The sequence below is a fragment of the Subdoligranulum sp. APC924/74 genome (genome assembly GCF_003324125.1).
Taxonomy (GTDB): domain Bacteria; phylum Bacillota; class Clostridia; order Oscillospirales; family Ruminococcaceae; genus Gemmiger; species Gemmiger qucibialis.
This window is the reverse complement of sequence record NZ_PSQF01000069.1, coordinates 1-14,079: the sequence shown is the minus strand read 5'-3', so window position 1 is coordinate 14,079 and position 14,079 is coordinate 1. Positions and strand designations below refer to the sequence as shown.

Here is a 14,079-nt window from a genome sequence, read left to right as displayed (position 1 = left end):
GCGAGGGGCTTTTGCCCCCGAAGCACGATGCGGGTACCGCAACCCGACATTATCGAGCATTTTGGCAACGCAGATGCCGTGCCGCAGCTGCCAGAGCGGTGCTTAAGCCGCAAGGCAGGAATTGTGCGGTGTTGCCATAAAACAGATAAAGCGGGGCACTGCATTGTGGTGCTCCGTTTTTCTATACCGGAAGCTGCTTTTTCGGGATGTCTGTCCGCAGAACTTTGCACGGTACTTGTGATGCAGCGCCCCGCTTTCTTGCATACCCACCCGCCCCCGCTGCATATATACAAAATATGCCGCAATGCAAAGAAAGGGGACTGCCTATGTGGGAGAATGCCGCCAAACATACTGATACACCACCCGCGCCACCCGCTGCGGCGGAGCCCGGCGAATATGATACGCTGCTGTGGGCACAGATCATCCTGTGCGTGCTGATTGCCGCCGGGGTATTCGCTGCCCGCGCGCTGGAACTGCCGCTGTACAGCACGCTGCGCACCGATTACCGCTATGCGCTGGCCCAGCCTGGCCCCGATTTTTGGAACACGGATGGCTCCCGCAATGTCGTGCGCTTTACACAGGAAACTTTTGCCGAGTTGCGCGGGGTGCTGCGGCAAGTCGCCGCCCAAACGCCGGAAACCGCCGCCCGCACCGGCACTGCCCACGGCCAGCCGCTGGCCAGCGCCGAAGCGTATCTGCCGGGGGTTATGCTCCAATATCCTCTGCCGGGCAAACCTGCTGTTGAAACCTCCGCTTACGGAACCCGCATTGATCCCGTGCAGGGCAAAACACAGGAGTTCCATACCGGTGCGGATCTTTCCGCTGTGCAGGGTACACCGGTTTATGCTGCCGCAAGCGGGGTGGTGCGCATAGCCCGGAATCATGCGAGCTATGGCAATTATGTCCGTCTGCTGCACCCCGGCGGGGATGAAACGATCTATGCCCATCTGCAATACCTGTTTGTCCGCCAGGGTCAGCAGATTCAGGCGGGGCAGTGCCTGGGCACCGTGGGGCAGACCGGCAACGCCACCGGCCCGCACCTGCACTTTGAGCTTTTGCACGCCGGTGTGCGGTATGACCCAACCCAGGCCCTTGCCAAAGCGGGTCTCCAGGCGGAACCATGAAGCAGCCGCACCACATTTTAGCCGTCCGTATCGCGCACCCGGTCTGGACACTCTTTCTCCTCGCTTTGGCGCTGGCCGTTGACCACACCGGCATTGTCCGCCTAGGACTTCTGTGCTCCTGCCTGCATGAATGCGGCCACCTGCTGGTGTGGGTACTGCTGACCCGTTTGCCCCCAACGCTTATTATCTGTCCAACCGGTTTCTGTCTTTCCCTGCGTGGGGTGGTGCTGACGCCAAAGCAGTTTATCATTCTTGCCGCTGCGGGGCCAGCGGTCAATCTGGTGCTGGCGGCAGGGGGCATTGCCTGGTTGCTGGGCCATCCCGCCAGTTACCGCCTGTGTTATTTCATCGCGGCCAATCTGCTTCTGGGGGCATTCAACCTGCTGCCGATCCATGGGCTGGATGGCTGGCAGATCAACTCCAACCTGGGTATCCTGTTTCATTTCAAGATCCAAACCCAGAAGCATTCCTGCGTGAATTGAGGTTGCATTTTGCGCTGTTTTGGGCTATCATATAAAATAGAAAAGTTGTGTAAAGCAATAAATGAACAATAACTGCCTGCGGTCAACACCTGTGCTGCAGGGTATGGAAGGGTGGCAACATGGCCGAATTTTCCCCTAAGTTGAAAGAAGCGCTCAGTCTGGTTCAAAAGCCGGGCCGTTATACCGGCGGTGAACCGGGCTGCACCTATAAAGATAAAGCAAACGTTGATGTGCGCATGGCGTTCTGTTTCCCTGATACCTATGAGATCGGCATGTCCTTTTTGGGCGAAAAAATCCTGTACGAGCTGCTCAACCGCCACGAAAACTGGTGGTGCGAGCGAGCCTTTATGCCCTGGGTGGACATGAAAGAGCAGATGGAGCGCCTGCATATTCCGCTCTACTGCCTGGAAAGCAAGGACCCGCTGACGGATTTCGATATCGTTGGCTTCTCCTTGGAATACGAGCTTTGCTATACCAATATCCTTGCCATGCTGGATCTGGCAGGCATTCCGCTGCGCGCTGCGGATCGTGACGAGCGCTGGCCGCTGATCATTTCCGGCGGCCCCTGCGTCTGCAACGCCGAACCGATGGCGGATTTCTTTGATATCATGCAGCTGGGCGAAGGCGAACAGATGCTGCAGGACATCTGCGCCACCGTGGAAGCAGGTAAAAAGGCTGGCTGGAACAAGGACCAGCTGCTGTTTGAACTTTCAAAAATTCCCGGCGTGTATGTGCCGTCCTTCTATGATGTGACCTACCTGCCGGATGGCCGGGTGGAAAGCATCAAGCCTAACCGCCCCGGTGTGCCGGAACGTGTGACCAAGGCCATTGTGAAGGACATGGACAGCTTTGTTCCGCCGGAAAATTTTGTTGTGCCCATGGTGGGTGCTGTGCAGGACCGTGCCTGTGTGGAAGTTCTGCGCGGCTGTGTGCGCGGTTGCCGGTTCTGCCAGGCAGGCCAGCTGTACCGCCCGTTCCGCGAGCGCTCGCCCAAGCTCATCAGCGAAAGCGCCCGTGTGCTGTGCCGCAACACCGGGTACGATGAACTGAGCCTTTCCAGCCTGTCCACCTCCGACCATTCCCGTCTGGAGGATATCCTGGACGAGCTGAATTCCTGGGCGGAGACCGACCATGTCAGCCTGTCGCTGCCGTCTCTGCGTGTGGACAACTTCTCGCAGTCTCTGGTGGAAAAAACCACTAAGGTGCGCAAAAGTGGCTTGACCTTTGCGGCGGAGGCCGGCACCCAGCGCCTGCGCGATGTCATCAACAAAAACGTTACCTGGGACCAGATCGAGCGCGGCTGCCGCATTGCTTTCGCGGAAGGCTACACCTCCGTCAAGCTCTACTTTATGATGGGCCTGCCCACCGAAACACTGGAAGACATCAAAGGCATTGCCGATACCGCCCAGCAGGTAGTGGACCTGTATTACAGCATGGAGCACCCCAAAGGCAAGGGCGTGCAGGTTACCATCAGCGTGGCCTGCTTTGTGCCCAAGCCGGATACCCCGTTCCAGTTCTGCGCCCAGGACCGCCGCGAAACCCTGCGCGAAAAGCAGAAGTACCTGCTCAGCTGTGTGCACTCGCGCAAAATCAAGGTCAACTATCACGACAGCGCCACCAGCGTGCTGGAGGGTGTGTTTGCCAAGGGTGACCGCCGCATGGGCCGCGTGATCGAAACTGCCTATCACAACGGCGCATTCTTTGATACCTGGGAGGAGTTCTTCAGCTATGACCGCTGGTTGGAAGCATTTGCTGCCTGCGGCCTGGACCCCGATTTTTATAACTACCGCGCCTTGGGCTTGGATGAAGTAACCCCGTGGTCGCACCTGGATGTGGGTGTGACCCATGCCCACCTGGTGCGGGAATACCAAAAGGCCCTGCAGGCGCAGACCACACAGCCCTGCAACCGCCAGTGCTCGGCCTGCGGTGCCAATAAACTGCTGGGAGGACCCTGCTTTGATTACAGTAAGAATTCGCTTTGAAAAAACGGGCGAAGCTGCCTATATCTCGCTGCTGGACCTGCAGCGCGTGTTCCATCGCATCTTAAAGCGCAGCGGTCTGCCGGTGTATTACACCCAGGGCTTTAACCCGCATATCTATCTTTCCTTTGCGTGCCCGCTGTCTTTGGGGCAGGAAAGCCTGTGTGAGTGCTGCGAGGTAAAAACCGAAGCTGAGGACCCCCAGCTGGATACCTGGTGCGATGTTTTGCAGCCCTACATGCCGCGCGGTATCAAGGTGCTCAGCGCCCAGCAGGCGCAGAATAAGGTAGCGGAGATCGACCATGCTTCTTATCTTGTCACTCTGCCCGCCAGCGCCGCCGCTGCGCTGGATGCTTACAACGCAGCCGAAAACGCCATGGTGGTCAAAAAGACCAAGCGCGGCCAGAAAGAGCTGGACCTGAAAACCATTATCCCGCATGTTGAATATGAACAGGCAGGGGAGCAGCTGCAGTTTAACCTGGTGCTGCCCTGCGGCTCCGGCGAAGCACCGAACTATAACCCCGCTTTGCTGCTGGGCTATTTGCAGCAGCAGTACAACATCCCGCCCTGGCTGTGCAGCGTGCTGCGCACGAAGCTTTACACAAAAAACAACGAAGAATTTTGTTAATTTGCCGAAAAACCCTTGCAAAATCTGCCAGGGTATGTTATTATACTTAAGCGTTAGTGCCGCCGAGCCATCGGCGGGGTAATGACACATCATTATACAGGCGGTCCTCTGCCGCTGTAAGCGGGTATGAACGTCGCAAAACAATGGAGGAATTCATCAATGAACGCAATGCAGAAAATGACCGAGGGCATGATCAAAGAGAACCAGCCCAAGTTTGAAGTCGGCGATACCGTCCGCGTAGCTGTCCGTATCAAGGAAGGCGACAAGGAGCGTATCCAGGCTTTCGAAGGTACCGTTATTGCTAAGAAGCATGGCGGCATCGCGGAGACCTTCACCGTCCGCCGCACCTCTTATGGTGTTGGCGTTGAGCGTGTGTTCCCGGTCAACAGCCCGTTCGTCGAGAACGTTGAGGTTGTTCGCCGCGGTAAGGTTCGCCGTGCAAAGCTGTTCTATCTGCGCAGCCGCACCGGCAAGGCCGCCAAGGTCAAGGCTCGCGTCTGATTATCGGCCAATATGCAGCAAAAGGGGAGGACGGTTGGCGTTCTTCCCTTTTTGTTTTATCAATTTCTATGCCAGACAAGGGAGGCTTGATTGGCTATGGCAAGTGCCACTGTAACAGAGCGCTGCAAAAAGAACAAAAACCTGCTGGAATGGCTGGATTCCATCATTCTGGCGGTTGCTGTGCTTTCTCTTGTGTTCACCTTTGCCGCACGGGCCATCCGTGTGGACGGGCATTCCATGGACCCCACCCTGCACGATCAGCAGCTGCTGATCATCAACAGTCTGCCGTACCAGCCCAGCCATGGGGATATCGTCGTGATCGACGCCTACACCCCGCACGGCCAAACGCTTATCAAACGCGTCATCGGCGTGGCAGGTGATACGATCGACATTGATTTTACCACCGGCACCGTGTACCGCAACGGCGAAGCACTGGACGAACCCTATACCGCGGAACCGACCTACACCCGCCTGGATATGACGTTCCCCGTCACCGTGCCGGAAGGCACCATCTTTGTGATGGGGGATAACCGCAACAATTCTTTGGACAGCCGCCGTTCCGATATCGGCTTTGTGGATATCCGGGATGTGATGGGCAAAACCATTCAAAAATATTGACAGGAGAAGCAGATGAGCGAAGATATCATCAACCGCCGCGCGATCCAATGGTTCCCCGGCCATATGGCCAAAACCCTGCGCCTGATGGAAACCGAGATCCGCAACGTGGATTGTGTTTTACAAATTCTGGATGCGCGCATCCCGCTTTCCAGCCTGAACCCGGAAATTGAACGCATCACCTCCGGCAAGCCGCACCTGTATATTATGAATAAAGCCGACCTGGCGGACCCGGATATCACTGCCCAGTGGTTGGCTTACTTCAAAAGCGCCGGGGCTGGCTGCCTGCCTATGAACTCCAAACAAAGCGGCAAGGCAGGTGCAGTCAAAGGCCCCATTGAAAAAGAACTTTCCACCCTGATGGAGCGCCGCCGCAAAAAAGGCATGATCGGTGCCCGCATCCGTGTGATGGTGGTGGGCATTCCCAATGTGGGCAAATCCACCTTCATCAATTCCTTTGCCGGTGCTGCCCGCGCCAAAGCGGCCAACAAACCCGGCGTTACCCGCGGCAAACAGTGGATCACCGTGGATGATTACGACCTGATGGACATGCCCGGCGTGCTTTGGAAAAAGTTTGACAGTCTGGAAACCGCCACCAATCTGGCGTTCATCGGTTCCATCAAAGATGATATCCTGGATATCGAGGAGCTTGCCTGTGGTTTGCTGTCCGGCGTGCGGGTCATCTATCCGCAGCGCCTGATGGAGCGCTACAAGCTGGATGAGCAGGCTTTGGCTCTGCCGCCATATGATCTTTTGCAGGCCATCGGTGCCAAGCGCGGTATGCTGATTTCCGGCGGCGAGGTTGACACCGAGCGTGCCGCCAAAATGCTGGTCGGGGAATTCCGCGCCAGCAAGTGGGGCCGTATCTCGCTGGAACGCCCGCCGCAGCGCGCAGAAGTGACAGACTGGGAGGGCGATGATGCCGATGAGGACGAGCAGTAACCCTGCGTTGTATACGTTTGACGCAGCAAAGCGCGCCGAGCATGGCAACATCTGCGGCGTGGACGAAGCTGGACGCGGCCCCCTGTGCGGGCCGGTCTGCGTGGCCGCCGTCATTCTGAACCCGGATGACCCCATTGAAGGAGTCAACGACTCCAAAAAGCTCAGCGAGAAGCGCCGTGAAGCCTTGTTTGACGAGATCATTGCCCGCGCTCTGTGCTACCAGATCGTTTTTATCTCCCCGCAGGAAATTGACGAGCGCAACATCCTGTGGGCTACCATGGACGGCATGGAGCAGGCGGTGGCCGGTTTGGCCGTTACGCCGGACTATGTTCTGGTGGATGGCAACCGCTGCCCACCCAATCTGGCCCAGCCTGCCGAGGCTGTCGTCAAGGGTGACGCCAACAGCGCCAGTATTGCGGCGGCTTCCATTCTGGCCAAAGTCAGCCGTGACCGGTACATGCTGGAGCTGGATAAACAGTATCCGCAGTACCAGCTGGCCAAACATAAAGGTTATCCCACCAAGCTCCATTATGAGCTGATTGAACAATATGGCATTCAGGATTTTTACCGCCGCAGCTTCTTGAAAAAGCAGGGCTACTGGCCATGAACCGCGCTGACTTGGGTCACATGGGAGAGGCTATTGCCGCCAAATATTATATCCGGCAGGGCTACCTGCTGCTGAACCATAACTACCGCACCCGCATGGGGGAGCTGGACTTGATCTTATATAAAGCAAACACCATTGTATTTGCAGAGGTCAAGACCCGTACCAGCGCCCAGCGCGCCGCCCCAGCCGAAGCGGTGGACTATTATAAACAGCAACGTCTGATTGCCGCGGCAGGCCAGTATCTTCAGCAAAGCCCGTATGCTGATGCCAACATCCGTTTTGATGTGGTGGAAGTTCTGCCTGCCGGTTCCGGCTGGCAGGTCCACTGCATCCGGGATGCTTTTGCCAGCGAATGATGCGGGGCCTATTTTGAGCTGTTTTGGATACAGCAAAACAGGATGTGCAACCTATTTTTGCTGTGCCAGAAAAAACAGGCCTTTCTGTGCGGAAAGGTTTGATAGAGATGAAAGATATATAGGGGGTTTGATTATGCAGTTCCAAAGCACACGCGATCCCAACACCATCGTTTCTTCGTCGGAGGCCATTCTCCGCGGTTTGGCACCGGACGGCGGCCTGTTCGTTCCCACCGCGTTCCCCAAGGCAGAGCTGGAAGATTGGAAATCCCTCAGCTACCCGGAGCTTGCCCAGAAAGTTCTGGCTGGCTTTTTGACAGATTATGACCCGGCTTTCCTGGGTGAAGCTGCCGCTGCAACTTATGGAGATGCCTTTGCCGGTAAGGCGGGTTATGTCCAGAAGGTTCACGATGGCCTGTACTCGCTGGAATTGTGGCACGGCCCGACCTGCGCCTTCAAGGACTATGCGCTCCAGCTGATGCCCAAACTGCTGGTTCAGGCCAAAAAAAACCTGGGCCGCACCGAAACGACCCGCATTCTGGTGGCAACCTCCGGCGATACCGGCAAGGCTGCACTGGCTGGTTATGCAGGCCTGCCGGGCATTGAGATCGAAGTGTTCTATCCCGATGCCGGTACCAGCGAAATCCAACGCCTGCAGATGGCCACCCAGGCAGGAGATAACGTATCCGTCTATGCCGTGAACGGCAACTTTGACGATGCCCAGACCGGCGTGAAACGCGTGTTTGGCGATGCTTCGGTTGCTGAAGAACTGGAAAAGCGCAATATCTGCCTGTCCAGCGCAAACTCCATCAACTGGGGTCGCCTGGTGCCGCAGATTGTGTACTACTTCTATGCCTACTTCCGCCTGGTGGAGCAGGGCAATGTTGCCTGGGGACAGCCGGTGGACTTCTGCGTGCCGACCGGAAACTTTGGCGATATCCTGGCCGGTTATTATGCCAAGCAGATGGGCCTGCCTGTGGGCAAGCTGGTTTGTGCTTCCAACAAGAATAACGTCCTGACCGACTTCATCAAGACCGGTACCTATGATGCCCGCCGCACCTTCTACAAGACGACTTCGCCGTCCATGGATATCCTGATCTCCAGCAACCTGGAGCGTCTTCTGTACCATGTCAGCGGCAGCAGCGCCAAAGTGGCAGGCTGGATGGCTGACCTGGCAAAGACCGGTATGTACACCGTCGATGCCGAGACCCTGGCCCGCATTCAGGCATCTTTTGCCTGCGGCTGTGCTGATGATACAGCTGGCGCTGCAGAGATCAATGCCCGCTTTGAGCAGGACAATTATCTCTGCGATACCCACACCGCCGTTGCGTTCTGCGTAGCTGAGACGGTGCGCAGCGCGGCGCCTATGGTGGTGCTTTCCACCGCCAGCCCGTACAAGTTCCCGCGCGATGTGCTGACCGCGCTGGGTGAAACTGCCCCGGAAAGCGACTTTGCCGCCATGGCTGCTCTGAATGTCAAAACCGGCTGCCCGGTTCCGGCTTCCCTCAGCGTGCTGAACACCCTGCCGGTGCGGTTCAATACCGTCATTGAGCCTGCCGCCATCCGGGATGCCGCGCTGAAATAAGCGGCATTAGGGGCGTGCATTACACGCATTAAGTAAGCACTGCCAGGCCCGCAAACGCAGCCCGGCAGCCGCCGGTAAACTGTGGTTATACTTCGCTGAAGGTTTCGCACATTGTTTCTGTGCCGTTGTTGGCGCGGTGGTTCACGTGAATCTCATGCGCTGTGCAGCAGCAGGAGCCGTTGTTGTACACACAGTTTTCTACATCACAGCAAATTCCGTTGATTACGTTTTCTTCCATCATGGTGCTTCTCCTTTCTTGGTAAGGCACAAAAGCGTTTGCTTTTGCGTGCTCTATCAGTATGGGCAGAATACACCAGAATATACTGCCGGGGGTGCATATGGCAATTTTTGTGGTTGGTGATCTTCACCTTTCTCTCGGCGGGGATAAGCCGATGGATGTTTTTGAAGGCTGGGAAGGCTATCTGCCCAAGTTGGAAGCAAACTGGCGCACGCTGATCTCCCCGCAGGATACAGTCATTCTGGCGGGGGATACCAGCTGGGCCATGAAGCTGGAGGACACCAAAACCGACTTTGCATTTATCCAAAACCTGCCGGGTCAAAAATGGCTGCTGAAAGGCAACCATGATTATTGGTGGACGACCGCCCGCAAGATGGAGCTCTACCTGACAGAAAACGGCTTTGATACCATGCACATCCTGCATAACAATGCCTGCATGGTGGGGGATTATGCCTTGTGCGGCACCCGCGGCTGGCCGTTTGACGATACCAACGCCCAAGATGCCAAGATCATGGCGCGCGAAGCCGGCCGCCTGCGCATGTCGCTGCAGGCAGGGGGGAGCGCACAGAAAATTGCATTTCTGCATTACCCGCCAGTTTATCCCGGCGGGTGCGCACAGCCGTTGGTGGATATCCTGCATGAGTTTGGCGTGCAGCAATGTTATTACGGCCACCTGCACGGAAAGTCCATCCGCGGGGCTATCCAGCGCGAAGTGGATGGTATCCGCTACAAGCTGGTTTCGGCGGACGGTTTGCATTTTTGCCCTTATAAAATCTGTGATTAAAGCATTTGTTTGCAGCTTTTTTCAATTTTTTTGCCTGTAAAGGGAATTTTATTTCAAAATGGGCTGGTATTCTTTGCCGGTACATGATATAATACATTGTATTTCTATGTTTGGAGGATTTTCAAATGAATCTGATTTCCTGTGAAAAGCTCGAAAAGAGCATGGTAGAATTGCAGTTCTCTATCGACGCTGAGACCTTCAAGGCCGCTGTGAACAATGCGTTCAAGCGCGAAGGCAAAAAATATGCCATTCCCGGCTTCCGCAAGGGCAAGGCTCCCCGTCATATGATCGAGAAGATGTACGGTTCTGACATTTTCCATTATGACGCTGTCAATGATCTGTTCCCGGAGGCTTATGAGGCCGCTGTGAAGGAAGCAAAGATCGATGTTGTCGGCCGCCCCGATCCCGAGGTCGTTTCCATGTCTGAGGCTGACGGCGTTGTGCTGAAGGTCAAGGTTGCTGTCAAGCCCGAAGTTGAACTGGGCGAGTATGCCGGTTTAACTGTGACCAAAGAAGCCAAGAATGTCAACGAGGCAGATGTTGACGCCGAAGTGAAGCGCATGCAGGACCGCAACGGCCGTCTGCTGACCCGTGAGGGCGCTGCTGAGAACGGTGATACCGTTGATATCGACTTTGAGGGCTTTGTTGATGGCAAGGCTTTTGAGGGCGGCAAGGCAGAGCATTACTCTCTGGTTCTGGGCTCCGGCTCTTTCATCCCCGGTTTCGAGGATCAGGTTGTTGGCCATTCCGCTGGCGAAGAGTTCGACGTCAACGTCAAGTTCCCCGAGGAATACGGCGCTGCCGAGCTGGCTGGCAAGGATGCAACCTTCAAGATCAAGCTGCATGAAGTCAAGTACAAGGAGCTGCCCGCTCTGGATGACGACTTTGCAAAGGACGTCAGCGAGTACGACACCCTGGACGAGCTGAAGGATTCCATCCGCAACAACATCAAGACCAACCTGGACAAGCAGGCTGAGCAGAAGGTCGAGAACGATCTGATGGATCAGGTTATCGCCAACATGAAGGCTGATATTCCTGACGCCATGGTTGACAGCCGCATCGACGAGCTGGTTCAGGACTTCGAGTACCGCATTTCTCAGCAGGGTCTGAAGCTGGCTGACTACCTGAAGTATATGGGCATGAACATCGAGCAGTTCCGTGCACAGTTCAAGGAGCAGGCTGATAAGCAGGTCAAGATGCGCCTGGCAATGGAAGCTATCGTTGCCAAGGAAGGCATCACCGCTTCTGACGAGGAGTTCGAGGAAGAAGTTAAGCGCATTGCTGACGCTTACAAGATGGAAGCCGACAAGGTTAAGAGCATTGTGGACGCCGCTGCTGTTAAGGCTGACCTGGCAATCAATAAGGCAATCGACTTTGTTAAGGAAAAGGCTAACGTTGTGACCGCTGAGCCCAAAGAAGAGGAAAAGCAGGACTAATCCATAGCCCTGGCTTTGCCCGATAGCAAGATTGTATAAAAGCCGATACAGCGTGCTTTGCCGTTGTATCGGCTCTTATCGAATCATGGAGATTTGTTCTCCGCTCTCCGGGCTGTAACAGCCCGGAACCATTACCATTGTTTTAAGGAGGGAACCGAATGAGCCTGGTACCTTATGTTGTTGAGCAGACTGCGCGCGGTGAGCGCAGCTATGATATTTTCTCCCGCCTGTTGAACGACCGTATTATCGTTCTGAGCGAGGATGTCAACCCCAATTCCGCGAGCGTGATCATTGCACAGCTGTTGTATCTGGAAGGGCAGGACCCCGAAAAAGATATCAGCTTCTACATCAACAGCCCTGGCGGTTCCATTACCGACGGTATGGCCATCCACGATACCATGAAGTATATCAAGTGCGATGTTTCCACCATCTGCGTGGGCATGGCTGCTTCCATGGGTGCATTTTTGCTGGCCAGCGGCACCAAGGGTAAGCGTTTCGCCCTGCCGAATTCTGAGATCCTGATCCATCAGCCGCTGATTTCCGGCGGCCAGGGCGGTGGCCTTTCCGGCCAGGCAAGCGACATCCAGATCCATGCCAACCACCTTGTGCAGATCAAGAAAAAGATGAACCGCATGCTCAGCGAGTATACCGGCCAGCCTCTTGAGGTTGTGGAGAAAGATACTGACCGCGATAACTACCTGACCGCAGAGGAAGCCAAGGCCTATGGCCTGATCGATGAGATCATTGTAAAACACTAAAACCGGGGGAATTAGGAAATGGCAAATTCGATTTCCGGCAAGGACGGAAAACGTGAAATGATTTGCAGCTTTTGCGGTCGTTCCCAAAGCCAGGTGGATCAGCTTATCATCGGCCCCGGCGTAAACATCTGCAAAGATTGCATTGATATGTGCTACAGTGCCCTGTATAAGGATGGCAACGTACCCGAACCGCCGCGCGCAACGCCGGAACGCCGTGCTGCGGCTTCTCGCGGGCATTCCGGCGTTGACCCTTTGGCGGATGTCAACATCATGACGCCTGCTGAGATCAAAGCTGGCCTTGACCAGTATGTCATTGGTCAGGACGATGCCAAGCGCGTGCTGGCAGTTTCTGTCTACAATCATTATAAGCGCATTCTTTCCGGGCAGGAAAGCCATGTAGAGCTGCAAAAGTCCAACGTACTGATGCTTGGCCCGTCCGGTACCGGCAAAACCCTGCTGGCCCAGACGCTTGCCAAAATGCTGAACGTTCCGTTTGCGATTGCGGACGCCACCACCCTGACCGAAGCCGGTTACGTTGGCGAGGACGTTGAGAACATTCTGCTCAAGCTGATTCAGGCTGCGGACTTTGATATTCCCAAAGCCGAAGTTGGTATTATCTATGTGGACGAGATTGATAAGATCACCCGCAAGAGCGAGAACCCATCCATCACCCGCGATGTTGGCGGAGAGGGTGTGCAGCAGGCATTGCTGAAAATTCTGGAAGGCACTGTCAGCAATGTGCCGCCCAACGGCGGCCGCAAACATCCGCAGCAGGAATTCATCCAGATCAACACCAAGAACATCCTGTTCATCTGCGGCGGTGCCTTTGACGGCCTGGAAAAGCTGATCCAGACCCGTACCGACAAGAGCACCCTCGGCTTTGGTAGCCAGCTGCGCACCAACCTGGACAGCGAGGAAACCCGTCAAAAGCTGCTGCGCAAAGTGGAACCGGACGATCTGGTCAAGTTTGGCCTGATTCCGGAGCTGATCGGTCGTCTGCCGGTTGTGACGGTGCTGGACCCGCTGGACGAGGAATCTTTGATCCGTGTTCTGACCGAGCCGAAAAACAGCATTGTGCGCCAGTACAAAGAGTTGCTGGCTATGGACAGCGCGGAACTGTCCTTTACGGATGCTGCCCTGCGTGCTATCGCCCAAAAGACCATTGCACGCAAGAGCGGCGCCCGCGGCCTGCGGAGCGTGGTGGAGGATATCCTGATCCCCATCATGTACGAAATTCCGTCTGACCCCACTATTACCCGTGTTACCATTGATGCGGACACAGTGAATGGCGGCCAGCCGCACCTGGAATATGGTGCCGTGCGCAAGCGCTATAAAAATAAGGCAATCATCAAGCAGTAAATAGCCCAATCAAAGCAGCAGCCCCTGCCGCTGTAGAATGTAATTGTTCTACGGCGGCAGGGGTTTTATTGTTTTGTATGTTGATCAATGTGTAAGCTGATGCCGGTCATTCCGGGGTTGCGGCTCTGCAGCCTTCCTTTATAGCGAGCGGTGTCAAGGTCGCATAAATAGGGTGTTTTCAAAAAAAACATGCTGCGTTTCCTCATTTGGCGCACCCTCCGTCCGCTGGCAGCCGCTATCAATGGCATCCGGCAGGGGAGCACTCTCCTATACCATTTCAATCCGCACAATGTTACCACGCGCAAGAGTTAGAATGAACTAACAGAAGCAGTTTTGTTATAAGAAATAAAGCCGGAATTGTCAAAACCTACACGGTACACCTGTTATTGCTTTATCTTATTCAGGCACTTTAAGGCACGAAACAACACCTTTAGGCTAAGGCAACACCGCACAATTCCCGCCTTGCGGCTTAAGCACCGCTCCGGCAGCTGCGGCACGGCATCTGCGTTGCCAAAATGCTCGATAATGTCGGGTTGCGGTACCCGCATCGTGCTTCGGGGGCAAAAGCCCCTTGCACTCTGCGACCGCTGCCCCTGCTACGGTTCGCTGTTTCCGCCACTGGCGGCGCTCACCTTTGCAGCATCCAGTATTATCTGCGCTTTTGGCTTGGCATCTGCCGCACCTCGCT

Annotated in this window: 15 protein-coding genes; 14 read left to right on the top strand and 1 reads right to left on the bottom strand. The window is 55.5% G+C overall.

The genetic code is table 11. From position 1 onward, the window contains the following. Positions 1 to 326: 326 nt before the first annotated feature. The 10 genes from C4885_RS17090 to thrC all read left to right on the top strand — a co-directional run bounded on the left by C4885_RS17090 (position 327) and on the right by thrC (position 8,816). Positions 327 to 1,124, top strand: a complete 798-nt coding sequence (locus C4885_RS17090) for a M23 family metallopeptidase (RefSeq protein WP_242979594.1) — start codon at positions 327 to 329, stop codon at positions 1,122 to 1,124. Next, positions 1,121 to 1,606 carry a peptidase gene (locus C4885_RS12490; protein ID WP_114000654.1) on the top strand — a complete coding sequence of 162 codons (486 nt, stop codon included), beginning with the start codon at positions 1,121 to 1,123 and terminating at the stop codon, positions 1,604 to 1,606. Before C4885_RS17090 ends, C4885_RS12490 begins: the two co-directional genes overlap by 4 nt. A 119-nt stretch (positions 1,607 to 1,725) precedes the next feature. Beyond that, positions 1,726 to 3,588, top strand: a complete 1,863-nt coding sequence (locus C4885_RS12485; RefSeq protein WP_114000653.1) for a TIGR03960 family B12-binding radical SAM protein — start codon at positions 1,726 to 1,728, stop codon at positions 3,586 to 3,588. After that, complete coding sequence (locus C4885_RS12480; protein ID WP_114000652.1) at positions 3,563 to 4,213, top strand: TIGR03936 family radical SAM-associated protein; 651 nt, start codon at positions 3,563 to 3,565, stop codon at positions 4,211 to 4,213. Before C4885_RS12485 ends, C4885_RS12480 begins: the two co-directional genes overlap by 26 nt. 159 nt (positions 4,214 to 4,372) lie before the next feature. Next, positions 4,373 to 4,714, top strand: coding sequence for a 50S ribosomal protein L19 (gene rplS / locus C4885_RS12475; protein ID WP_114000651.1), 342 nt, complete (start codon positions 4,373 to 4,375; stop codon positions 4,712 to 4,714). Positions 4,715 to 4,810: 96 nt separating this feature from the next. Continuing rightward, entirely contained in the window at positions 4,811 to 5,332 is a 522-nt protein-coding gene (gene lepB / locus C4885_RS12470; protein ID WP_114000650.1) for a signal peptidase I, read from the top strand. Positions 5,333 to 5,344: 12 nt separating this feature from the next. Next, positions 5,345 to 6,271, top strand: coding sequence for a ribosome biogenesis GTPase YlqF (gene ylqF, locus C4885_RS12465; RefSeq protein ID WP_114000649.1), 927 nt, complete (start codon positions 5,345 to 5,347; stop codon positions 6,269 to 6,271). After that, positions 6,255 to 6,878, top strand: a complete 624-nt coding sequence (gene rnhB, locus C4885_RS12460; protein WP_242979593.1) for a ribonuclease HII — start codon at positions 6,255 to 6,257, stop codon at positions 6,876 to 6,878. Before ylqF ends, rnhB begins: the two co-directional genes overlap by 17 nt. After that, positions 6,875 to 7,234 carry a YraN family protein gene (locus tag C4885_RS12455; RefSeq protein ID WP_114000647.1) on the top strand — a complete coding sequence of 120 codons (360 nt, stop codon included), beginning with the start codon at positions 6,875 to 6,877 and terminating at the stop codon, positions 7,232 to 7,234. Before rnhB ends, C4885_RS12455 begins: the two co-directional genes overlap by 4 nt. 133 nt (positions 7,235 to 7,367) lie before the next feature. Next, a complete protein-coding gene (gene thrC / locus C4885_RS12450) occupies positions 7,368 to 8,816 on the top strand; it encodes a threonine synthase (protein ID WP_199488113.1) in 1,449 nt (482 codons plus the stop codon). Positions 8,817 to 8,901: 85 nt separating this feature from the next. Here thrC and C4885_RS12445 read toward each other — a convergent pair whose 3' ends face one another. Further along, on the bottom strand, positions 8,902 to 9,057 hold the full coding sequence (locus C4885_RS12445) for a DUF1540 domain-containing protein (protein WP_114000645.1): 156 nt from the start codon (positions 9,055 to 9,057) through the stop codon (positions 8,902 to 8,904). A 97-nt stretch (positions 9,058 to 9,154) separates the two neighbouring features. Between C4885_RS12445 and C4885_RS12440 the strand changes: the two genes are divergently transcribed. From C4885_RS12440 to clpX, 4 genes are all read left to right on the top strand, one after another. After that, positions 9,155 to 9,838, top strand: a complete 684-nt coding sequence (locus C4885_RS12440; protein WP_114000644.1) for a metallophosphoesterase — start codon at positions 9,155 to 9,157, stop codon at positions 9,836 to 9,838. Positions 9,839 to 9,963: 125 nt separating this feature from the next. Next, on the top strand, positions 9,964 to 11,274 hold the full coding sequence (tig, locus tag C4885_RS12435) for a trigger factor (protein WP_114000643.1): 1,311 nt from the start codon (positions 9,964 to 9,966) through the stop codon (positions 11,272 to 11,274). 158 nt (positions 11,275 to 11,432) lie between these two features. Continuing rightward, positions 11,433 to 12,032 carry an ATP-dependent Clp protease proteolytic subunit gene (locus C4885_RS12430; RefSeq protein WP_114000642.1) on the top strand — a complete coding sequence of 200 codons (600 nt, stop codon included), beginning with the start codon at positions 11,433 to 11,435 and terminating at the stop codon, positions 12,030 to 12,032. An 18-nt stretch (positions 12,033 to 12,050) separates the two neighbouring features. Then, positions 12,051 to 13,391 carry an ATP-dependent Clp protease ATP-binding subunit ClpX gene (gene clpX, locus C4885_RS12425; RefSeq protein ID WP_114000641.1) on the top strand — a complete coding sequence of 447 codons (1,341 nt, stop codon included), beginning with the start codon at positions 12,051 to 12,053 and terminating at the stop codon, positions 13,389 to 13,391. Positions 13,392 to 14,079 lie beyond the last annotated feature (688 nt).

What these genes read in the sequence shown, in the direction of transcription:
- C4885_RS17090 (WP_242979594.1), top strand. Translation starts at nt 327, where the DNA reads ATGTGGGAGAATGCCGCCAAACATACTGATACACCACCCGCGCCACCC.
- C4885_RS12490 (WP_114000654.1), top strand. Translation starts at nt 1,121, where the DNA reads ATGAAGCAGCCGCACCACATTTTAGCCGTCCGTATCGCGCACCCGGTC.
- C4885_RS12485 (WP_114000653.1), top strand. Translation starts at nt 1,726, where the DNA reads ATGGCCGAATTTTCCCCTAAGTTGAAAGAAGCGCTCAGTCTGGTTCAA.
- rplS (WP_114000651.1), top strand. Translation starts at nt 4,373, where the DNA reads ATGAACGCAATGCAGAAAATGACCGAGGGCATGATCAAAGAGAACCAG.
- lepB (WP_114000650.1), top strand. Translation starts at nt 4,811, where the DNA reads ATGGCAAGTGCCACTGTAACAGAGCGCTGCAAAAAGAACAAAAACCTG.
- ylqF (WP_114000649.1), top strand. Translation starts at nt 5,345, where the DNA reads ATGAGCGAAGATATCATCAACCGCCGCGCGATCCAATGGTTCCCCGGC.
- rnhB (WP_242979593.1), top strand. Translation starts at nt 6,255, where the DNA reads ATGAGGACGAGCAGTAACCCTGCGTTGTATACGTTTGACGCAGCAAAG.
- C4885_RS12455 (WP_114000647.1), top strand. Translation starts at nt 6,875, where the DNA reads ATGAACCGCGCTGACTTGGGTCACATGGGAGAGGCTATTGCCGCCAAA.
- thrC (WP_199488113.1), top strand. Translation starts at nt 7,368, where the DNA reads ATGCAGTTCCAAAGCACACGCGATCCCAACACCATCGTTTCTTCGTCG.
- C4885_RS12445 (WP_114000645.1), bottom strand. Translation starts at nt 9,057, where the DNA reads ATGATGGAAGAAAACGTAATCAACGGAATTTGCTGTGATGTAGAAAAC.
- C4885_RS12440 (WP_114000644.1), top strand. Translation starts at nt 9,155, where the DNA reads ATGGCAATTTTTGTGGTTGGTGATCTTCACCTTTCTCTCGGCGGGGAT.
- tig (WP_114000643.1), top strand. Translation starts at nt 9,964, where the DNA reads ATGAATCTGATTTCCTGTGAAAAGCTCGAAAAGAGCATGGTAGAATTG.
- C4885_RS12430 (WP_114000642.1), top strand. Translation starts at nt 11,433, where the DNA reads ATGAGCCTGGTACCTTATGTTGTTGAGCAGACTGCGCGCGGTGAGCGC.
- clpX (WP_114000641.1), top strand. Translation starts at nt 12,051, where the DNA reads ATGGCAAATTCGATTTCCGGCAAGGACGGAAAACGTGAAATGATTTGC.